Origin of the sequence: Microbacterium lacus (assembly GCF_002812805.1) — a bacterium.
Taxonomy (GTDB): Bacteria; Actinomycetota; Actinomycetes; order Actinomycetales; family Microbacteriaceae; genus Microbacterium; species Microbacterium lacus_A.
The window spans coordinates 1-21,049 of the sequence record NZ_NMUM01000009.1; the positions used below are offsets into that span (position 1 = coordinate 1).

General features: G+C 62.9%; 18 protein-coding genes. 6 read left to right on the plus strand and 12 right to left on the minus strand.

The features are described from left to right. The first annotated feature begins 73 nt into the window (after window positions 1-73). The 3 genes from CGU34_RS03240 (at window position 74) to CGU34_RS03250 (ending at window position 2,080) form a co-directional block, all read left to right on the plus strand. Window positions 74-391, plus strand: coding sequence for a helix-turn-helix domain-containing protein (locus tag CGU34_RS03240; protein WP_081766164.1), 318 nt, complete (start codon window positions 74-76; stop codon window positions 389-391). Continuing rightward, window positions 388-1,338 carry an integrase core domain-containing protein gene (locus CGU34_RS03245; RefSeq protein WP_036296135.1) on the plus strand — a complete coding sequence of 317 codons (951 nt, stop codon included), beginning with the start codon at window positions 388-390 and terminating at the stop codon, window positions 1,336-1,338. Before CGU34_RS03240 ends, CGU34_RS03245 begins: the two co-directional genes overlap by 4 nt. Before the next feature lie 295 nt (window positions 1,339-1,633). After that, window positions 1,634-2,080 (plus strand): single-stranded DNA-binding protein, encoded by a 447-nt coding sequence (locus CGU34_RS03250; RefSeq protein ID WP_100813235.1) that lies wholly within the window; start codon window positions 1,634-1,636, stop codon window positions 2,078-2,080. Window positions 2,081-2,389: 309 nt separating this feature from the next. Here the strand turns inward: CGU34_RS03250 and lpdA are convergent, their stop codons facing one another. The 6 genes from lpdA to CGU34_RS17095 form a co-directional block, all read right to left on the minus strand. Next, the gene (lpdA, locus tag CGU34_RS03255) at window positions 2,390-3,787 is read right to left on the minus strand and encodes a dihydrolipoyl dehydrogenase (RefSeq protein ID WP_056216905.1); all 1,398 of its coding nucleotides are present in this window, start codon (window positions 3,785-3,787) and stop codon (window positions 2,390-2,392) included. Window positions 3,788-3,851: 64 nt separating this feature from the next. Next, a complete protein-coding gene (locus CGU34_RS03260) occupies window positions 3,852-4,556 on the minus strand; it encodes an SDR family NAD(P)-dependent oxidoreductase (RefSeq protein WP_036300211.1) in 705 nt (234 codons plus the stop codon). 69 nt (window positions 4,557-4,625) lie between these two features. Beyond that, a complete protein-coding gene (locus CGU34_RS03265) occupies window positions 4,626-5,489 on the minus strand; it encodes an NAD(P)-dependent oxidoreductase (RefSeq protein WP_036300214.1) in 864 nt (287 codons plus the stop codon). Then, window positions 5,486-6,868 carry a M24 family metallopeptidase gene (locus CGU34_RS03270; protein ID WP_036300216.1) on the minus strand — a complete coding sequence of 461 codons (1,383 nt, stop codon included), beginning with the start codon at window positions 6,866-6,868 and terminating at the stop codon, window positions 5,486-5,488. The genes CGU34_RS03265 and CGU34_RS03270 overlap by 4 nt, the downstream gene beginning before the upstream one ends. Continuing rightward, window positions 6,868-7,254, minus strand: a complete 387-nt coding sequence (locus CGU34_RS03275) for a RidA family protein (protein WP_051513789.1) — start codon at window positions 7,252-7,254, stop codon at window positions 6,868-6,870. The genes CGU34_RS03270 and CGU34_RS03275 overlap by 1 nt, the downstream gene beginning before the upstream one ends. Window positions 7,255-7,379: 125 nt before the next feature. Further along, window positions 7,380-8,072 carry a helix-turn-helix domain-containing protein gene (locus CGU34_RS17095; RefSeq protein ID WP_198517665.1) on the minus strand — a complete coding sequence of 231 codons (693 nt, stop codon included), beginning with the start codon at window positions 8,070-8,072 and terminating at the stop codon, window positions 7,380-7,382. Between the two features lie 244 nt (window positions 8,073-8,316). On the opposite strand from CGU34_RS17095, the gene CGU34_RS03285 reads away from it, so the two are divergent. After that, window positions 8,317-9,000 carry an enoyl-CoA hydratase/isomerase family protein gene (locus CGU34_RS03285; RefSeq protein WP_069696851.1) on the plus strand — a complete coding sequence of 228 codons (684 nt, stop codon included), beginning with the start codon at window positions 8,317-8,319 and terminating at the stop codon, window positions 8,998-9,000. A 73-nt stretch (window positions 9,001-9,073) separates the two neighbouring features. Here the strand turns inward: CGU34_RS03285 and CGU34_RS03290 are convergent, their stop codons facing one another. Together CGU34_RS03290 and CGU34_RS16850 are read right to left on the minus strand one after the other, a co-directional pair. Beyond that, window positions 9,074-9,658: a flavin reductase family protein gene (locus CGU34_RS03290; RefSeq protein WP_100813236.1), complete on the minus strand. Its 585-nt coding sequence runs from the start codon at window positions 9,656-9,658 to the stop codon at window positions 9,074-9,076. Between the two features lie 729 nt (window positions 9,659-10,387). Continuing rightward, window positions 10,388-10,594 (minus strand): hypothetical protein, encoded by a 207-nt coding sequence (locus CGU34_RS16850; RefSeq protein ID WP_036299415.1) that lies wholly within the window; start codon window positions 10,592-10,594, stop codon window positions 10,388-10,390. 181 nt (window positions 10,595-10,775) lie between these two features. Here CGU34_RS16850 and CGU34_RS17780 point away from each other — a divergent pair, with 181 nt between their 5' ends. After that, complete coding sequence (locus tag CGU34_RS17780; protein WP_036299416.1) at window positions 10,776-11,102, plus strand: hypothetical protein; 327 nt, start codon at window positions 10,776-10,778, stop codon at window positions 11,100-11,102. A 323-nt stretch (window positions 11,103-11,425) separates the two neighbouring features. On the opposite strand, the gene CGU34_RS03300 is transcribed toward CGU34_RS17780, so the two are convergent. Together CGU34_RS03300 and CGU34_RS03305 are read right to left on the minus strand one after the other, a co-directional pair. Then, the gene (locus CGU34_RS03300) at window positions 11,426-12,625 is read right to left on the minus strand and encodes an acyl-CoA dehydrogenase family protein (RefSeq protein WP_036299419.1); all 1,200 of its coding nucleotides are present in this window, start codon (window positions 12,623-12,625) and stop codon (window positions 11,426-11,428) included. Window positions 12,626-13,353: 728 nt separating this feature from the next. After that, window positions 13,354-14,625, minus strand: coding sequence for an acyl-CoA dehydrogenase family protein (locus tag CGU34_RS03305; RefSeq protein WP_100813237.1), 1,272 nt, complete (start codon window positions 14,623-14,625; stop codon window positions 13,354-13,356). 908 nt (window positions 14,626-15,533) lie between these two features. Between CGU34_RS03305 and CGU34_RS03310 the strand changes: the two genes are divergently transcribed. Next, complete coding sequence (locus tag CGU34_RS03310; RefSeq protein ID WP_036299422.1) at window positions 15,534-16,094, plus strand: YceI family protein; 561 nt, start codon at window positions 15,534-15,536, stop codon at window positions 16,092-16,094. 417 nt (window positions 16,095-16,511) lie between these two features. Here the strand turns inward: CGU34_RS03310 and CGU34_RS03315 are convergent, their stop codons facing one another. Further along, complete coding sequence (locus CGU34_RS03315) at window positions 16,512-19,625, minus strand: AAA family ATPase (protein WP_232711513.1); 3,114 nt, start codon at window positions 19,623-19,625, stop codon at window positions 16,512-16,514. Window positions 19,626-20,047: 422 nt separating this feature from the next. After that, the gene (locus CGU34_RS03320) at window positions 20,048-21,043 is read right to left on the minus strand and encodes a hypothetical protein (RefSeq protein WP_100812328.1); all 996 of its coding nucleotides are present in this window, start codon (window positions 21,041-21,043) and stop codon (window positions 20,048-20,050) included. Between the last annotated feature and the right edge of the window lie 6 nt (window positions 21,044-21,049).

Here is a 21,049-nt window from a genome sequence, read left to right on the forward strand (position 1 = left end):
TGTCGCGCGTCAGAATGTTTGGCAGGGGTAGTTAGTTGCTGATGTAACGCCCCAGCTGAGAGGTCTGAATGTCATGAGTCGTCCACCGACGATCCCCGTGGAGAAGAAGCTCCGCATCGTGTTGTCCGTGTTGCAGGGCGAGATCACGATCGCTGAAGCGGGCCGCCGTGAGAAGGTCTCGGAGCAGGCCATCGGGAACTGGAAGCGCCAGTTCCTCGAGGGCGGCAGAGCCGGCATCGAGGCGGGTAAGTCCAAGCCCTCGACCCGCGAGCAGCAGCTCGAGGACGAGGTCGCCGAGCTCACCCAGGCGCTGGGTGAGGCCGCGGTCGAGATCCGGGTCTGGAAGAAGAGCGCCGAGGGCCGCCTGGGCCCTTCGAGGACCTCGAGGTGATCCGCACCGAGGCGGGCATGTCGACCGCGAGGTTCTGTCAGCTGATCGACATGCCCGAACGCACCTGGCGGCGCTGGCAGGCCAAGGCGAAGACTGACCGGCCGCCGAAGGGCCCGTGGCCGCAGCCGGCGCGAGACGCGGCCCGGCCGCTGGTGGTCGCGCATGCGTTGAAGAAGCCGGAGTGGGGCCACCGGAAGATCTGGGCGATGACCCGCCATGACGGACACAAGGTGTCCCAGGCGACCGTGCTGCGGCTGCTGCGCGATGACGGGCTGATCCTGCCATCGGAGTACCAGAAGCAGCGTCGAGAACTCGCGAAGAACCGCAAGGCCGCGTTCGCACGAAACCCGACCGGCCCGAACCAGGTATGGCAGTTGGACTTCAGCGAGTTCGAGACCACCCAGGGTGGGATCTGGAGGATCGCCGGCTGCCGGGACTGGTACTCGAAGCTCGAGCACCCGTTTCACACCTCGCCGACCGCGAACCAGCACGACGCGATCGCCGCGATCGAACTCGCCCTCGTCGACTACGTGACCCTGTTCGGCCACCCCCTCGTCGACCAATGTCAGGTCGACGACGAGACCGGCGAGCTGCTGCCGGTCGTCACGATCGTCACAGACAACGGCGGTCCATTCCGATCGATGAACTTCGAGCTGTTCATCATGCGCCACCCCGAACTGCGACACGTCCGCACCAGGGTGAAGTCACCGGGGCAGAACGGATCACGCGAACGCGGCTTCGGGACGCTGAAGTACGAACGGCTGTTCCTCGACGACATCCCCGACGCGCTCACCCTCGTCGAACGCGCCGAGGACTACCGCATCGAGTACAACGAGACCCGCCCTCATGAGGCGATCGCTTGGAACCGGCCGATAGAGGTGCACATGGGCCTGGCCGACCCGACCATCCCCAACTTCGAAATCGAAGAATCCCTGCCAACTACTTGACGCGGGACAGTACCAGCACGGGCATCTCGTCGAGGAACTCTCCGCCCTGCACGCCGCGCACACGGCCGCGTTCGACCGGTCCGATACCGGGTTCGGGCCGATCGGGTTCCACGAACGCCTCAGCCTCGCCATCCCCCGACTATCCCGCGCGTACTTCGGAGGATGCGCACGCGGACACGACCCCGCAAAACCCCGCTCCTGGAACACGAACGAGCAGGAATGGGACGCGTGGACCTGCCAGGCCCACGCCCACTGAGACCCCACCCGGGCGTCTCACCAATGAAAGGAAGCAGAGATGACCACCAAGATCCCGGTCGCCATCGAGGGGAACCTCACCGGCGACCCCGAACACGGCACCGGCGAATCAGGCAACGAGTATGCCCGCTTCACCGTCGCGGTCAACGACCGGCGCCTCAACGAGACCACGAACCGGTGGGAAGACGCCGGCACCGTGTTCCATCGGGTCGTCGCGTTCAACCAACAGTCCCGGCATATCGCCGACTCGCTCCGCAAAGGCGACAGCGTGATCGTCGCCGGGGACCTGCGGTTCGGGACCTACACCGACAAGGAAACCGGGCAGACCCGCGAAACCCGCGACATCGTCGCGGACAACGTCGGCGCGTCCCTCAAGTTCTCCAGCGTCGAGGTGGACCGCACCCCAAAAGCTGAAAGGCCCGCAGCAGACGCTACGGGCCCGACAGCAGTACCGGCCTCGTACGCCGGCACCGGAGTGATCCGCTGACCTGAACCAACAGGAGCGGGGTGAGAGTCACTGTACTCTCGCCCCGCTCCGCTGCATATCCAACGCTCCCAGCCGTACGCGTGATGTAGATGCCACCCCGACTCGGTCTTGAAGACGTCAAAGACAAGACCTCCCCGACGCAGTCGGCTGCCTGGGGGGCCACCCACACAGCCCGTTGCCGTGCCTCAAGCGGCGGACCAGATTGACTCCCGCAAGCGCATCGGAGTGTCCATCACGCGCCACCCCCCGCGCCCGCATAGAACGTGCGCTCAGGGATGTCATGCTTTGGCGATGGCTGCCACTCTTCGGTCACATGTTGATCATGTGGCCGGCGAGGCCGTGGAAGGCTTCCTGCACGGCTTCGGACAGCGTCGGGTGCGTGTGCACGTTGCGGGCCGCTTCGAGGGCCGTGAGGTCCCACTTCTGCGCGAGCGTGAGCTCGGGGAGCAACTCGGAGACGTCGGGGCCGATCAGGTGGCCACCGAGCAGCTCGAGGTGCTCGCCGTCGGCGATGAGCTTGACGAAGCCGATGGGCTCGCCGAGGCCGTTCGCCTTGCCGTTCGCGCTGAACGGGAACTTCGCGACCTTGACGTCGTAGCCGGCGTCGCGCGCCTGCTGCTCGGTGAGTCCGAACGAGGCGACCTGCGGCGAGCAGAACGTCGCGCGGGGCATCATCCGGTAGTCGCCCAGCGTCTGGGTCTCGGCCTTGCCGATGGTCTCGGCGGCCACGACGCCCTGCGCCTCGGCCACGTGGGCGAGCTGCAGCTTGGCCGTGACGTCTCCGATGGCGTAGATGCCGGGGACATTGGTGCGCATGTAGTCGTCGATGTCGATCGCACCGCGGTCGGTGAGCTTCACGCCGGTGTTCTCCAGGCCGAAGCCCTCGACGTTCGCGGCGAAGCCGATCGACATGAGCACCTTGTCGGCCTCGATCGACGCGGGCGCGCCGTCCTTGGGCGTGTAGGTGACGGTGACCTTGTCGCCCGAGTCCACGACGGTCTCGACCTTGGTGGAGGTGAGGATGTCGACGCCGTACTTCTTGTACTGGCGCGCGATCTCCTTGGAGACGTCGACGTCCTCGTTCGGGAGCGCCCGGTCGAGGAACTCGATGATCGTGACCTTGACGCCGTAGTTGACCATGACGAAGGCGAACTCCATGCCGATCGCGCCGGCACCGACGATGACGATCGAGCGCGGCAGCTCGCGCGTGAGGATCTGCTCCTCGTACGTCACGACGTTGTCGCTCAGCGTGACGCCGGGAAGCAGGCGCACCTTGGAGCCGGTCGAGATGATCGCGTTGTCGAAGGTGAGCTGCTCGGTGGAGCCGTCGGCCTTCGCGACGGTGATCGTGTGCGCGTCCACGAACGAACCGCGACCCTCGTACTCGGTCACCTTGTTCTTCTTCATGAGGAAGTGGATGCCCTTGACATGCGTCTCGGCCACCGTGCGGCTGCGGTCCCACGCGGTGCCGAAGTCGAACGTCACGTCACCGGAGATGCCGAACAGCTCGGCCTGGTGGTGGAAGACGTGGGCCAGGTCGGCGTTGCGCAGGAGCGCCTTGGAGGGGATGCACCCGACGTTCAGGCACACACCGCCCCAGTACTTCTCCTCGATGATGGCGACCGAGAGGCCGAGCTGAGCGCTGCGGACGGCTGCGACGTACCCGCCGGGGCCCGCGCCGAGAATGACGACATCGTAATGAGGCATGACCCGTGATTTGCTTCTTTCGACTCTCGAATAGGTTCGTCCTGCCCTGAACAACGGGGGCATGTTAGCCGATGCGCCAGCCACGGTCGACGTTAAGGCTGTGCGCGGAGACACCCCGGTTGAACAGGAGGAACTTCACGGCGTCGATGACGTCGTGAAGTTCTGCGAGCTTCCCACCGGGGGTCCGGCTTTCGTATGCTGCAACCGCTTCAGGTCGCGAAGCCCAGAAGGGGCTGTCGCCGATTATCCCCGGATGGAGAGCGTTGACCCGGATGGGTGCAAGCTCATGCGCCAAGGTGTTCATTAGCCCATCGATGCCGCCATTGACCGTGGACACTGTGGTGGATCCCGGGTACGGTGCGTCCTTGGCGCGGCCCCCAAACAGGACGATACCGGAGTCCACTGACGGCTCGATGCGGTCAACGAGTGTGTGGACGGTTTCGGCGTAGCCAATCAGTTTAAGGGTGATGAGTCTCCTCGCACGAGCGAGGTTGTAGTCACGGATGGTATTCGCATCGCGCTCGATCGCGCTGAGCACGATTCCATTAAGGCGGCCGATGCCGTCCAGTTGCGCAGCGATGCCTTCCGGCTCGGACAGGTCCAGGGCGATTCCGTGCGCCAAGGGGCCGAGCTCGGCCGCGACAGATTCAGCTGTCTGTCTACTTCGGCTGGTCACGATGACACGGTCACCGCTGGCCACGAGGTCCTTTGCTAGTTCCAGCCCAATCCCGCTCGAACTCCCAGCAATGAGCACCGTACGATCAGTCACGATCTCTCCTTTGATTGGACGACTGCTCCCTGACATCCGGGAGCATCCCTCTGCAATTCGGGTAACGCATCACAGTAGGTTTCGTCTCGTGACTTCTGCGATAGCGCCCCAGTCGGATGTCGCGAGCTCAGGATCGGCTAGGGCTCGTTCGAAGACCGAGAACAGGGCGGGCATCGTGGCGGGCTTCACGCCGCCGGCCTCGGCGAGGTCTCGAGCCAGGCCGAGGTCTTTGTACCCGAGCGCCATCGAAAAGGCCGGCGGCGTGTGTCTGTGCGCGGCGATCTCTCGCCCGTACTCTGTGTAGGCCACGCCGGCGAAGAGGCTGCTAGTGAGCAACTCGACGAACACTGAGGGATCGACGCCGCGCCTTTCGACCATCGTGACCGATTCGCCTAGAGCCTGCAACACGTGGATGAGGTTGTAATTGACCGCGACCTTGACCGCATTCGCGTCGGAGGGGACTTGCCCGATCCGCCAGACTCGTTTGCCTATCTGATTCAGATGAGGCAACACCGCGTCGATGTGGTCGCTGGCACCCGCGGCGAGCAGGTGCAGCTGCCCTGCGGCTGCCGCGGACGGGCGACCGAGAACGGGGCTGGACACATATCCCGCGCCGGCCGCGGCGAATCTTCCCGTGAGTTGGTCAGCCGCTGTCGGGCTGATCGAGGCCAGATTCACATGGATGCGGCCCGTTCTTGTCGTTCCATCGTTCAGAACCTCTTCTGCAGCCTGATCGTTGGCGAGCATGCTGAAGGATATATCTGCAGCGAGCGCCTCAGACGGCGTCGCCACCGGCACAGCACCGATGGCCACGAGATCTGCGAGGGGGCCGGGGGATCTGTTCCAGACCAACACACTGTTTCCTGCGGCGATGAGTCGAGCCGCGATCTTTGACCCCATCGCGCCGACTCCGAGAAAACCGAGAGTCGTCACGACTGACCGCGTCCCCATGTCGTGTTCAGGTGCGACTGACTATCACGATTGGTGTTGAGTGGACCATCGATCGTGTAGTACTGACGGCCGGCGACGATGAGCTCCTCCGCAGGGAACTTGGTGATGACTTCGCATCCATCGGCGGTGACGACAAGCTCCTCCTCGATCCGCGCGGCTCCCCACCCATCCGCTGAAGGCCAGTAGGTCTCCAGCGCAAACACCATGCCCTCCTCGATCGTCTCTGGATGATCGAACGAGGTCAACCGTGAGAAGATTGGCTTCTCCCAGATCGACAGCCCTACGCCATGCCCGTACTGCAAGGCGAAGGCTTCCATCTCGTTGGCGAAGCCGAACTCCTGTGCCTCGGGCCACACTGCCACGATGTCGGCCGTCGTCGCCCCTGGCTTCACGAGGGCGATCGCGCGGTCCATATACTCCCGAGCACGTGTGTAGGCGTCGCGCTGCTTGCTTGAGGCGGAGCCCACAGCGAATGTGCGGTAGTAACACGTGCGGTAGCCGTTCCAACTGTGCAGGATGTCGAAGAACGCCGGGTCGCCGGGCCTGATGAGCCTGTCCGAGAAGACGTGCGGATGCGGCGAGCAGCGCTCACCCGAGATTGCGTTGACTCCCTCGACGTACTCCGAGCCAAGGTCATAAAGCGTCTTTGCGACCACCCCGACGGCCTCGTTCTCCCTCACGCCAGGACGTAGGAACCGGTGTAGCTCCTCGTATGCGGCATCGACCATCGATGCAGCCTGGGTGAGCAAGCGAATCTCGTCGGGTGTTTTGATGCGCCGCGCCTCCATGAACACCTGCTGGCCGTCGACGACCTCGATGCCCTCCTTCTGCAGGGCGATCAGCACAGGAAGCTCGATCACGTCGACCCCGAGGGGCGCGTGGGCGAGTCCGAACTTCTCGAGTTCGCGCTTGATCTTCTTTGCCAGATCGGTCGCCATCTCGGCGTCCGGCGGGAAGGCGCCTCGCAGCGTCGAAAGACCCGCTCGTGCGCCTGACTCCAGTCGTGGCCGCTTGGCGCCCTCGTGGGGCGCGTGTGGGTCCGCGTCCATTTCGGATGTCGTTACGTCCAACCAGGGGTTGTACAGTGCGTGGTGCTTGGCCGCCGAACCGAAGTCCCACACGATCGGATCGGTGTTACGGGTGAGTAGGGCGAACCGGATCAACTTGTCCATCGCCCACGTGCCGATATGCGTCGCGCTCATATAGCGGATGTTCGAGAAGTCGAAGGCCAAGACTGCGCCCAAATCGGATCGATTGAGTTGCTCCTTCAGCCTTCTTAAGCGCGCATCCCGTAGTCGCTCGAAGTCAACACGCGCTTCCCAGTCGACCGCATTGGTTCCTGTTGTTCCGGTGTTCTTCATCAGATTGCAGCGATCGCGTCAATCTCGATGGAGGCGCCCTTGAAGAGCGAGTACACCCCGATCACGGTGCTCGCAGACGGCTCGTCGACTCTGACAACCCGGTCGCGCGTGTCCCGCCAGATCCCCAGCTTCTCCTGATCCAGTTCGGTGATGTAGACATTGACGCGGACGAGGTCATCGAATGACGCACCGCCCGCCTTGAGAGCGCGTTCGAGCTCAAGGTAGGTGAGTTCGATCGCGCGCGCGAAGTCCGCGGGCACCGAGCCGTCCTCTTCGAAGCCCACCGCGCCCGATACGAATAGCAAGTCCCCGGCGCTGACCTTGACACTGTCGGCGATACCCGGGATGACGGGCGCTGGATTGTGAGTGATTCGTCCGTTGGCCATGTCCACTCCTCAGAAGGTGAGAGGGAGGACCGTCCGCCGCGTCGACGTACTCGAGAGCTCCCTAGATCTGTTCAGTCAGAACGATCATACATGGATCCAATTGTGAAGTGGTACTCAAATCCCCCTCAGGCCCGCGGTGGGATTATCGTGTCGTCCTGGCGCAGAACCTGACGCACGGATTGCAGTCGATTGATGTGCGCGGGTGCCGGCTGCCCGTCGAACTGTAGAGGACTCTCGCCCAGCGGCCCTGTCACGAACCAGATCCCACGAGCCGCCCGGTCCGTGTCGTTGCGGTACAGGTGCGGACGGTGCGAGTCGAAGCATATTGAGTCACCCACATGCAATGTGAACGAGTCGAAATCGAGGAGGAGCGTCAACTCACCCTCTATCAGATACCCGTACTCGGTCCCAGAATGTCGCATGAGCTTGCCTTCGGCTGAACTGGATGCACCCGGCTCATACGTCATAATCAGCGGATCGACCCCACGGTGCCCGGCATTCGCGAGTCGCTCCCAGGTGACACCGTTTTCCATCTCGATGGTGGGATTCGCCTCTGCGCGTTGTACTCCGAGGCGCTGAATCTCCCGCAGCGCAGCGGTCGGCGCGGCATCCGACGGGACGATCTCCAGCAGCTCGTCCAGGGATACGTTGAGGTGCGACACAAGTGCGTACAGCGTCGTGACGGAAGGATGGATCTTCCCAGTTTCTACTTGCGAGAGCATGCTCGGGGAGACCCCTATCGCTGAGGCAACCGCACGCAGACTCAGCTTCTGCTCTTCACGTGTTGCGCGGAGTCGTCGGCCCAGTTGCTCCTTCATGTCTCCTCCTCCATCTCTGGTCGGTTCGATCACAGGTGCGGAAGACGGAAGGTATTGAGTGTCGCTTCCGGACTTCGGCGGTTCGGGCTGGTTGGCGGTGTCCACACTCCGAGAATAGCGTCCTGCTGTCGTAGAACTGTCCAGGCGTTCAGTGTTCCTTGACGCACCGAACGCCTTCTGCGAGGCTGGACGGGCTACTGGGCGCGTTGCGTGGCCCGGAGGAATCTCATCGAAGGAGAGACTAATGACTGACGATGTTCGCATTGCGACCGTGGAAATCGCGGGCCCCGGGCGGAATCTTCTCAATCCCGAGGTGCTCCAGAGCATCGAGGACCAACTAATCGCTGCGGCAAATGACGCGGCGGTGGCCGGCATCATACTGACCGGAGCCGGCGACGATGCGTTCTGCGGCGGCCTTGATGTGCCGGCGATCAAGGCCGGCGCTGATCCCGTTCCCTTTTACCAGGGCTTGATCCGCGTGCTCAAGCTGCTGCCGACCTTGCCGAAGCCCGTTGCCGCAGCCGTGAACGGAGACGCTCTGGCGGGCGGCGCAGGATTCGTTGCTGCCGTTGACTATGTCGTCTCCGTCCCGGACGCGAAGATCGGCTCTTACGAAGTCAGCGTCGGAGTATGGCCGATCGTCGCTCAAGTCGCCCTCATCAAGAGGCTTGGGGCCCGTGCTGCGATCGAGAACATCGCCAGCGGCGAGCCGTTCACGGCGGAACGCGCGCGGGAGGTCGGGTTGGTCAATGCGCTCGCACCTGCTGACAGGGTCATCCAGGCAACCGAGGACTGGCTTCGATTGGTCGCCCGCGGCGGTGCCACGGTTGCCGGCGGGCGCCCGTCTGTCTATCAGGTCGAAGAGATGGCCTATGGCGATGCACTGGACGCGGCGCTGCACAGCATCACTGCGGCCTACGCCAAGTAGCACACACGTTTCAGGCGGTGGACGAGCTTTCGTCCACCGCCTGAAACGTGGGTGCTACCGGTCAATCCTGATTTCAGATAATTGCTGAGCGCTCTCCGACCTGGTGCCAGCTTCGGTTCATGAAGACGAGTCCTTCGCGCTCCGGTTGCTGATCGAGTTCTGCCGCCGTGTAGTTCGACTCGATCGCCTGTGCGATCACGATGGTCGATCCGCTCGCCTCCAGCCGATTCACCACCCGCGCGCGGATCCACGTGCGAACCGCATCAAACACCACTTCCCCGGTTGGGAGGCGGGACCAGATGGTCGAGTCCGCGAATCGGTCGATTCCGCTCGTCGCGCCAAGTTTGGCGATCTCGATGCTGTCTGGGCCGATGAAGTGGACGACGACAGTATTGGCATCTTTCAGGACGCGCGCACTCGAGGACGACGATGACACGGAGAAGATTAGCAGCGGCGGATCGGCGCTCATAGAGGCGACCGATGTGGCCGTGAGGGCGACTGGGCCGGTTCCTGCGTCTGCCGTTACGACGGTCACGCCAGCAGGATGCCGACGGAAGATCGCCCGGAAATCGTCTGCGGAGAGCGTGTCCAGGACCAGAGCGCCACCCCCACTGCTCGACTCCTGCGCGTGCTTCGGGGTAGGGCTTTCTGACGTCATGACTTCTACCATCCTTGGTGTGTGTCCAGCCGGTTCTCGTATGTGCCATCGCAGCGAACACTTTATTGTGACTTCTCACATCCGGGCCTTGTGTCCAGCCAGCATTTCAAGACCGGCTCGTCGCAGCGACCTGTGTTTATTCTGACTTACTTTTTATCGGAAGTCCAGCCTTGTGCGCGGGGTTGAGTTTGACGAATCACCGAGTCAGGTCGCTGTGAGGGCCGTCCCTCCCGCTAGTCGCCGGACTGTTGATCTGACCGATCAGGATGGTGTCGGCGACGATTACTCGGGGCTTGTCGACGCGAGTCCGGTTGGGGCCGGCTGTCTACGCAGGGGCGGTCCCGTCACGAACCGCGGTGCCCAGATCATCGGCGTCCACACGGGAGAACCTGGGTGTCCCTTAGCGTCGGGCGACGACGTGAAACGGGGCGCCCCATGACTCTCCGCCCGATAGCGAGCGCCTCTGCCCTGCGGGTGACGATGCGTCATAGACACCACGAAGACCTACCAGCCGGGGCCGCTCCCGCGAACAGGACACACTCGATGTCGTCTTGGCTGCGCCCGACCGCCTCGAGGCAGTCAACCCCACACGCGAAGCAATTGCGTTCGCCGCCGCATGGAAGCACCCGAAGCCAGGAGAGTCGGAAGCCGTTTCTGCGCCAGGCCGTCCCCGCGCGCCCGCAAGGCTGGATCAGCTGGAACGATCGCCGACCGCTTGCGCGAAGCGCGTTAGCGCCACTCCCACCACACAGTGGGAAGTGCCTCGAGCGCCGCGACGGCCTCGTACGACCAGGAGCCGGCAAGGTCGAGCGTGGCGCCGGTCGCTTCGTGCTCGCGCAGTTCGAGGAGTTCAGCGTCGAGAATCGAGGGATCTTCACCCCGGCGACGCGCTCGATCCCTCGTCGATCCGCGCGAGCAGGGAGACGGGTGCTGCATCCGTCCGCTATCCGAGCAGGAGGTAGGACATCGTCATCGCACCAGTTCGCTATCCGGTGCCCGGCATCTTGCCAGGCTCGTCCGGGTCGGACGAGAGGTCAATGGCATCTACCTCAAGGTACTCACCGACAAGACTGGTTCGCTCATCGCCGCGGCTGCGCAATCGGGTCTGATTTTCGCGATGGGCCCGGCAGAGCTCGAGCGGCCGGTCGTCGTGTTTGGGGAGAAGGACGGGGTCGCGTTCCAGCTGCTCGACGGCTCGAAAACATGGTCGTGGACGCGAATTCATCGCTCGCCCTGCCGAGCGATGATCTGGTTCGCGCGAGAGAACAGCGAGTCGCCGGTGAGGATCGCGACGTTGTTGGCCCTCGCGCGCGTCGACCGCCTCGTCAAAGAGGTGGGCGTCACCGACCGAATTGCCGACGCCGCGAGCCGCTACCTCTATGAAGCCGTCGGCAAGCGGGTGCGGCCGGCGTTGGCGCTCATCACCGCAGCTGGACGATGTTGAGTATCGATGTCATCGAGGACGCGACAGCACTCGAGATGATGCACCTCGGTTCGCTGTACCACCACGATGTGAAGGATGCCCCTGACAAAATGCCGTGCGGTACCCAGTGCGCACGCAGTTTGGCCCGCCTTCACCAGCGATGCGAGTTCGCTGGATCGCTATGCGGTGAGTGTGCGGACGAAGAGACCCCAGTCCGGCGAGGAGAAGCGATTACTGCTTTGGACGTCTCCCTTCTCGTTCGGCCATATGGATCCAAATGCCGATTGTTGGGGGAGGGGCTGGTTCGGGATCGAAGTGGCTCCCATCCCGAACCAGCCGGGGGCTCAAACCAGAGGCGTAACGGAATCCCCATCTTCGCGGCCGAGAAGGGCCTTCCCGTAAAGCTCGTAACCGAGCGCCGGAAGAACGAACGCGTGCCGTGACGCGACTGCCTGGTCACGCCAAAGGCGCTGCAACGGGTTCACTTCCGCGAAAGCTCCCGACCCGTGCGCGGTGAGCAACATCTCAATGGCGCGAGCGGTGTGCTCGACGATCCAGCCCACGTACGCACGATTTCGAGCTCGGGTCAAGTAGTCCGGATAGACGCCCTGAGCAGCGGGGATGTCGATCTCGTCAGTGGCGCGGTGGGCGAACCCTTCCGCAGCTTCCAGCAGCAGCGCGGCCTTGGCGATGTCGAGTTGGAATGCGATCGAGTCACTCTGTCGCTCGAAGCTTGTGTATGCGATGGCTTTCGAGTCTGCCTTCGAGATCACCCTCTCTAGCACGGCACGGCCCATGCCGAGCTGCGGGCCGACGAGAATGATGTTCAGCACGGGAATCCACCCCGCCCGGTAGACCGCGGGAGTGTCCTCGGTCGTGCCAGGGTAGGTGCCTCGCAAGGCAGGTTCCCCACGCATCACACGGTGATCGGGAACGAAAACGTCAGTCGCGCTGAGCGCGTTGCTTCCGCTCGAACGCATGCCGGCCACATGCCAGATGTCCTTGAAGCCGAGATCCGAGCGCGGGATCAGCAGTTGCGCGGTGTCAACGAAGTCACCATTCTCGTCGACGAGCTCGGCCCCGAGAATCGCCCACTGCGTGTGCCACGATGCCGAGTTGTAGCTCCACTCCCCGCTGACGAGGTACCCACCATCAACGCGCTGGGTCTTACCGTTTGTGGCTAGGACCACGGAGACCTTTGCGTTGCGATCCTCACCCCACACATCATCCTGCGCCTTCTCGGGATAAAGCGCGGTCAGCCAGTTCGCGATGTTGGTGAGCGCGACGACCCAGGCAGTCCCGCCGTCGCCCTTGCCGACGGCTGCGCCCACGTCGACCTGCGCACGAGAATCACCTTCATATCCTCCATACTTGGCTGGCTGCGTCACCCGGAAGGCTCCGATTGCCTCGAGGGCATCGATCGACTCCTGCGACACGCGTCGTTCTGCTTCGCCTTGCGCTGCGTTCTTCTCAATCAGCGGGCGGATCTCATCGATCCTCTCCAGGAGGGCGGAGATGTCAGGGGGCAAACTGCTATCGACCATGGAACGGTCTTCCTTTCGCTCTGAAATGGTTAGTGAAGTCTTCTGTAGCTCACTGCAGTGGAACACCGTTCAGCTCGCACCGGGTTCGGACAGGGTCTCGGTTCGCCCTCCCGCGATCTACTGGATATCCGAGGAGGATCGGGGCAGCGTTGTCGGCGCATCGACGCCTCCTTCCTCAACCCTGAGGTCAGGTTCAGCGCACGGATGCACTTTAGTCCTACCTGACGTTTTCACAGCCTGTGTAGTCACAATAAACGAGTGCAAGTTCCGAAAGCAACACTCGGCTTTACAGCCCGCCCCGTTCATGGGTCAGTCGCCGCCGGTTCAAGGCAGCTCATCTCCGAGCTTCCCGAAGCGAGCGGCCTGGTGGTCCTCGCGCCGATCAACATCGCATAGTGGCCGTTAGTCTGGCGCGATTTCGGCAGCAGTTCACCAGGCCGGATCGCCTCGACTGACACCCCTGTGGAGTCACGCGGGTCGCTCTCTGAACCTGTACAGGAGCTTCGACCGCGAAGCCCTGCTGTTCAATCGGCACAAGTGACTGTCGTGACCATTCGAACAGGATGTGTGCTATGCATCGAGATGGAGTGATGACCAATTGCTGGCCCCTGCAATACCGGACCCTCGGTCTGACGCGTGGCCTACCGCTGAGAAACTCAATGGCTGAGGGCACGACCACCGCGTCGACGACCGAAGCGGCGTCCATGCCCTCAGCGGTTGAGCCTTCGCTAAATCGGCATGACGAACTCGTCGATGCCGAGCAGCGACTTCCCGTACGTTTCCTTCGAAACGCCCACGTTCACCAACGCATGACGGCTTGCCGTTTCCGAGTCCCTCCATATCTGCTGAAGTGGGTTCACCGAGGCAAAGGCGGCCGAACCGATAGCAGTGAGCATTTTATCGATGGACTCTCGACATAGCACCGCTATGGTCGCCGCATCCATCCGAATACGTGCGCGCGTTGCCCAATCGATTTGACCACGATTGGTTACCGCGGCGGCATCGATGTCATAACTAGCTCGCCGCCCAAGCATGCGTGCAGTGTCAATCGCGTTCGCAGCCTCGGCGACCGCAATCTGGTTCGTCGGCGCGTCGCTCCCCTTTGCATACTTTGTGTTTGTGACGCCGCGCGTCGGAAGCTTTTCGAGAGCATAATCCAGAGCTGCCTGAGCAAGTCCGACTTGAGCCCCAACGAGCACTAGATCGTGGTTGGGGACCATAGGCGTGAGATATTCGAGCTCATCGGTGAACTCGGACGCGTAGTTTCCTTCGACTAGATTGTCAAAGCTTTGAGTGCGGTAGTCCGGCGCGAAAACCTCTGTGCCGACGACTGTGTTGCTCCCAGAGCCACGCATTCCTGCGACATACCACGTGTCTTCAAGCGTGACCTCGTCCATCGGAACGAGAGTCATCATCCGTACCGGTGCGCCATCAATCTCGACGACGAACCCGAGCTCCGCCCATTGTGCGTGGAGGGACCCTGACGCGTACGGCCAACGGCCGCTGATTACATAGCCACCGTCAACCTTGCGCGCCGATGCGGTAGGGCCGGCAGCAGGATTCGTTACAGTGGTGATGCGTGCACGCGGATTCGCGCCCCAAATGTCGTCCTGGGCCTCGCGTGAGTAGGTGCCGACGTCCCAGGCGTTTGAGTTGAGCAACGCAAACGCCCAAGCTGTACCCCCATCTCCCCGTGCGATTTCGGCGGTGAGCTCGAACAGCGTTCGAAAATTGCTCTGGAATCCGCCATAGCGACGAGGAGTGCAGACCTGGAAGAGGTCAAGTTCTTCCAGCCCATCGATCACCACTTCGGAGACACGGCGGTCACGATCGCTGTCTGGGGCATGTTCATGGATAAGTGAGTAGAGCGATTGGGCGCGGCCGAGGAGGTCAAGGTTCGGCTGTGAGATTTCTGGAACGAACGAATGCGCACCATCTGACGCCGCAGTAGCCGATTGGACAGATTTCATTTGGATCCCTCTCCTTTGATAGACGACCATGTGTCGGCACCCTCGCCGACATCAGTCCTCATTGATCTCGTTCACTATAAATGAACATCTTCACGTGCGCCAGATGCGAGAAGGATTCCTTCCGACGCGGACTCCGCCGGCGAGACCTCGTGGGCCGTCCGTGTGAATTTAACCATCGACCGCCCCACAATTGCGCGACGAATCCACCACGCGCGGAGGGCGACCGAATCGAATTGCGAGGATCTGCGTATCGATCCCTCGGATGACCCGATTGGCCGATCATGCGGTGGTTTGAGCGCGAAGAGTCCATCGCCGACCTGTGCAAGACTGCCGTTTGTTGTGCGCGTCAGCACTGCTCAAGCCGGCGATTCCCGACGCTGCTCGCTCCTGAGCGATCAGTTCCGTGCGGCCAGGCGCCGGCCGGATCGGCCGTACAAACAGCCGGATCGCGTCTGCCGCGACAAGGCACACTCGTCGAGCGTGATCCGTAGGCATCTATATGGGCGCAGCATCATCGCCGACACCTCGAACCCTCTCCTCAGCACGGACACCGCACACGCCGCGGACTGAAGGGTGGCCGGCCAGTGAACGACGACGTCGACAACTACATGGCCCGAAACACCGTCGAACGAGGATGAACGAAGACGATAGGCGATGGCGCGAACCCGCGGCCGGTTACGACAAGCTCGCCCCCACTTGCCGCTGCGGGCGCTCTTCTCGGGCCCCATCGCTTTCTGGCTGAAGCGGTTAGGAGACGTGTCTCGATGCGGAATAGCTTGCAAGCCGCACCGTTCAGTGGTTCTTGACAACCAACAGAGTGTTCTGCGAACATAAACAAAATTTGGACGCTGACGTGCTTCGTCCCAGTCGAAGTAGTTGCCTCGCCTGCCCGAGCGGCTCATGTGAGCGCCGCCGTCCCTTCATGGAGAGGAAGATCAATGACGCTGACCAACACCGAGGTTCCTGGCTTTCGCGCAGGTAAGTGGGTTCTCGACCCAACTCACAGCGAAGTAGGCTTCCACGTTCGTCACATGATGGTCTCGAAGGTTCGGGGCGCTTTTGGTGTAAAATCAGCCACTCTGATTGCGTCTGACAATCCCTTGGATTTCGTCCTCCACGCTACGGTCGACGCAGCATCCGTAAATACGAACTTGCAGATCCGCGACGACCATCTTCGATCGGTCGACTTTCTCGACGTCGCACGATTCCCGACGATGGAATTTGTATCAAGCGGCGCTCGAGTGAGCGGTGATGAGTTTCTCGTCGATGGCGAATTGACGATCCGCGATGTGACTCGGTCTATTACATTTCAGGTCGAGCTGGGCGGATTTGGCTATGACACGGACAAGGTGTATCGAGCAGGCGCTTCTGCGAAGACAACCATCGATCGAGAGGATTTTGGCCTGACCTGGAGCGCGACGCTCGAGACAGGTGGGCTTGTGGTTGGGAAAGAAGTGACGATTCTCCTGGAGTTGGAAGGTTTTCTCACCGAAGAGTGACTTGAGTGGGATGTGCTCGCACCCTGCGGATTTCATTCCGGCCAGGTTGGCTTCCAGGGTTACGACGACGTGCCCAGCTACGACCTCGATTCATTCGCTCGAGTGGTTTCGGTGTCCCCCAACACAACGATCAGGTGTGATGATCTTGCGGCCTCCGTCGAGCCAGTACGCCTGGTGCTCGTTGGGCACTCGGTGCCCAGCTGGGCTGAGGTCCCAGACATGATCCAGTCGAGCGGGTCGAGATCGAGACGCGCGGAGAACCGCTCGGTTCAATTCATCATCAAGGTCCAGCCCGCTGAAACGAATGCGCGCCAACGAGCTCAGTTGGGTCATCGACATCCATTTCATGCGGCTGAGCACGCTCAGTCACGAATCCGGCCGATCCAAGAAGTGACCGCGGGGGATGCCACGACCATGTCAGCGCGAGAGGTCCGACCCGTCAAATGCTGACCGAACCACGACACGCGCGTCTGCGTCGCCGCGGCGTCGTTCGGTGTCCTTCTGCCGAGCGATCGGGGCGGGTGCTCCGCTGCCATTCATCGCGTCATTTGCGGCGAGAATCGCCTGTTCGTGAACGTGACGGGCCTCGACATACTCACCGACACCCGCCACATACTGTGCCACAAGCTGCTGCCGCGCCGCGACTATCGGCGCGGCAGTCAACACGGCTTCGGGGTGTCCGTGCGTGCCGGCGTCGTCATCCGCAATGCGGCGGTCCAGCTCGATCAGCGCCTGTTTCGTCGCATGGAGCCCCTTATTCAGTTGCTCCAACTGGTATCGCTCGAGTTCGCGACTTGGACTTTGTTGAGCGCTCCACAGGTCGGGCGGGGTATCGGCAACGTTGTGGGGGGTGCGGGCGGCGCGTCCCAGCTCGATGCGGGCAGCGCGGATGGAGTCGTTGATGCTGACTTCACGGAGGCCGCGGAACATACTGTCCGCGATCTGCGCGCGGGCCGCGGCAGCGGTGGGGGCGATCGCGAGCGCTTCGTTGCGAGTGCGGCCTCGAGTCATTCCAACGTAGAGGCCGGCCGCGTCGACACCCGGCCCCACAACGGCGGCATCCGTGGTCTCGCCCTGAATGCCGTGCACCGTCGACGCGTACGCGAGATGCACATGGTCGGCTGCGTACTCACGCGTGACCGTGCGGACGTCGGCGCTGTCGTTGAGGCTGACCAGTTCGATCCCGGTGCAGGTGAGCTTGCGGATGACCCACAGGGCCCTGTTCTCGACGTTGGCGTGGCGGTCGTTGCGGCGGGTTTGAACGATGTCGCCTTCAAGGAGTCGCTGCTCCGCCTGTCCCACCGCGATCCGGCTCAGCGCGAGCTGCCCGTGGTCGATGCGGCGTTGCTGGATGGCTTCATTGATCGCGTCCGCTTCCTCGTTCGTGCTGGTCACCAATGCCATCCGACGCTGGCCCGCCGAGGCGCGGAAGTACGCCTCCACCATCACCTCGCGCGCCTGGGCTTGGTCTGCGACACAGTGGATGAGCCCGCGAGCGTCGAGGTCGGACGCGACCGCGAGCGCCTCATCCTTGGAACCTGGTTCACGCATGCGCAGGGTCAGTTCGGCGTACTCCGGGTCGTGGAATCGATGTACGACGGTGAGTTCGACAACGGCGGTGGCACGGCGGGTCATCGTCGCCATCGCACCGGAGTGTCCGACGGGCCGGGCCTGGAGGTGGTCGCCGACCATCGCGATCCCGGCCCCGGTCTCGGCCGCCACGATCGCGAGGGCGTTCGCGGTGTGTAGGTCGACCATGCCGGCTTCGTCGACCACGACTCGATCCCCCGCCCGGAGTGGGAACCGGCGCGGCCCTGCGTAGCGAAGCCCGGTGGTCGGGTCGATTTCGTCCCGATGGAGTCGGGTCCAGACATCGGCACCCGACTCGTCACGCCCCCAGCGGAACCCGTGATCGCTCAACAATGCGTGCAGGCTTGAGGCAGACGTGCCGATCTCTCGGCCGGCGACCGAGGCGGCCTTCTTCGTTGGTGCGACCACCACCATCCGGTCGCCGCGCTGCGAAAGCGCCTCTTTTGCGGCGCGCAGCATGGTCGTTTTTCCAGCGCCGGCAGGCCCAGTCACCGATACCAACCTGTCGGTCCCGGCGATTGCGGCGGCGGCCTGCACCTGGCGGCTATCCAGTTCGACGTGCTCTCGCAGCACCGCTTCTGCCGCGGCGACGATCAGGGTGGGCTCAACCGCGGCGCCCGCCCGAGTGAGGGCGTCGAAGCGCTCGGCGAGCTCGGTCTTGAGTGCGGCTGTGGTCGATGCCATCAGCCGCTTCACGTGCGCGGGCCGTTCCTCTTCCGCAGCCAGCAGATCCACCGTCAGCGTCAGCGCGCGCTCGATGATCTGCTCGAGCACGGGTTGGAGCGATTCGCGGGGGACGACGATCCCGGTTGCCGCGAGGGCGCGGGTGGCGCCAGCGTGCACGTCGACCAGGCTGAACCGGCCCCCGCAAGACGCGGCCCGCGCGTCTGCATCCACAATCGCCCGCGCCGCCAACAACGCCACATCCAGATCCTCGATTGTCCCGGCCTGCACCGGCACCGGGGCACGACCTCGCAGGATCCCCGGGTCGATCGCGGCCAGTTCGCCTGCGATGAGTTCTTCCCAGGCAGCTTCGTCGAGATCACCAGGCTTGTTTGGTCGGGCTTTCGCCCACGCCAGTCGGTCGATCCGGTGCATCTGATCTGGGCTTGGTTCCTGCCCCGGGTGCGCGGTTCGCCACTCAACCAGCAGTACAGCCCGGTTTGCCTCGATCTGCGTCGACCGGCGCGACAGCGGGCGGACCGCGTGAGCGAGCTCCGCGATCTCGCCCTCGGCGTTCAGCGTGAATCCGTGGCGGGCCAGCGCCGCGACCCATTGCGGGTCGGTGCGGGCGGCGAGTTCGCCTTCGGCGTTGATCAGGGTGTGCAGCCTCATCGCGACCCGGGAGTCCACGTTGGACCACTTCCCGTCCTCGCCCTGCACCTTCACGCTCAGCCACAGATGCCGATGAACGTGCGGGTCCAACGCCCTGGAACGACGATGCTGCAACTCGACAACCTCGACCCGCTGCAAGGGCTCACGGAACCTGCCACCCGCGCCGCGGCGCGCGTTCAGCTCGGCCTGCCAAGTCGTGATGATCCGATCCCGCAACCGATCCTGCAGCGCCTCGAACTCGCGTGCCAGGTCCGGGGCGATCAGTGCGGCGATGCTGAATGATTTCGGTGCGTTGATCGTGCCATCCAGAATGAGGTCCGCATCCGCGGAACTCAGATCGCGCCCACGCCGCTCCCCGGACTCCGGATCGCACCCATCCACCCAACTGCGCAACTGCATCTCGTCAAGCGTGTCCGTCGAAATGACGCCCGCCGTAACGATGAATCGTCGGACGCCGGCTGCCGCATCCCCGTATCCGGCGAGCGCATCCACACCAACGGTCGCGCGCAGGTGCGAGTCACACGAGCCCTTCAACGCATAGCCCAGCGCCTGTCGAACCCCCTGCGATCCGACACCTCTCTTCCAGCGCTCGAGACCTCCTCGCACCCGAACAGCGTACCGCTTTTATGCTGAACTCGAAACGAGTTCCACAAAAAGTGCCTGCGTGCATTGCTATCTTGGGTCGCACTACTACTGTGGTGGTTGCCGTTCGGGTTGACTACGGGTTGGGTCGGTCCATCGATGTCTGCGGTCAGCTCGCTAGCCTGGCAGCCTTCATCGCTGGCTGGGATGGCAACAGGCCGACCTAGGTGATTCAGGAACTCTCGAATGGACTCAAACCTCCCGATTGCCGACGACTCGGACGCTCCGGTCGATGCAAACGGGCACGCAGAGCACAAGAGTCACCAAGCGAGGGGTGCGGCCAGCAGAGCAGAAATGACTCTGACAAATGCACGGTTTCGGATCCCGGGTGCGATCCCTGGACTGCGGACTCGTGCCTGCGGTTCCTGACTAGCTACGCGCCCTGACTACCCACGGGCTCGAATGCCGCCGGCGGGGTCCGCCCCTTCCGGCCCTTGGGACGTCACACACAAGCCAACAATTGAGCCATCAGGAATACGATCGATCGCCTGTCGCCTCGATTCAGAACTGAGCCGCCATAGAGTGATCGACTCAGGGGCTGATAGCGCAACGAGTGAAGCGACCAAGGCGAAGATCTTGGGGCCCAACGGAATGATGACGACCCGGCGGGTTGCGATCTCTCCGCCCAATAGTGCGTCAAGTCGCAGCAGTGCTTCGAGTGGTTGATCAACTCGATACTCGAGTGTCTTGCCCGCCTCGACCACGTGCAAGAGTGAGCTATTCAGCTGGTCCAGTTCGACGTCATGGTTGGGGGAATACCCGCGGGGCAAGAATGCCCAAACATCCTCGGGTTCGATGTCATCGATCACCCCGAGTGCGAGGTCACCCTCGAAACCCGCCCCGACCACACAGGTCACCGGGAGGCTCGGATCTCCCCATCCCTCGTAACCGCTCACAGCACCGTTGGTAACGACAACCTGATCGTCCACACGGGAACCTTCGAAGGTTGCAGGGGCATAAACCCAGTGCGCTTCCACCGCCGCGCCCAACTCGGTATGCAGAATCCGGATCGAGTCGGCAATTCGTTGACGCGTCATGGACGAGATGTCGACCAAGAACCGAGGTCTTTCATCCGGCGTCGCGCCATGAAATGCCGCGATCACGTCAGTCAACGTGTTCCGAAGCCGCTGTGCAAACTGATCCTCGGCTTCGACCTCAACTACAGCTCCGTGCTCGAGCGCCCAGATGCGGTTCTTCTGAAATTGCCCCTCACGCTGAGTAGGGAAAGTGAAGCCCACGAGGTGCGAGCCCTGGCTAGCCGTGCTCGCAATGAACGTTGACCGCGTTTCGTAGCCCACTGAGTAGACGACCGCCACATAGTCGATCAGCGCAATTTCGCTTGACGCAAACGATGCCACCTGGGCATGCAGTGCCGAAGTCATGTTGGC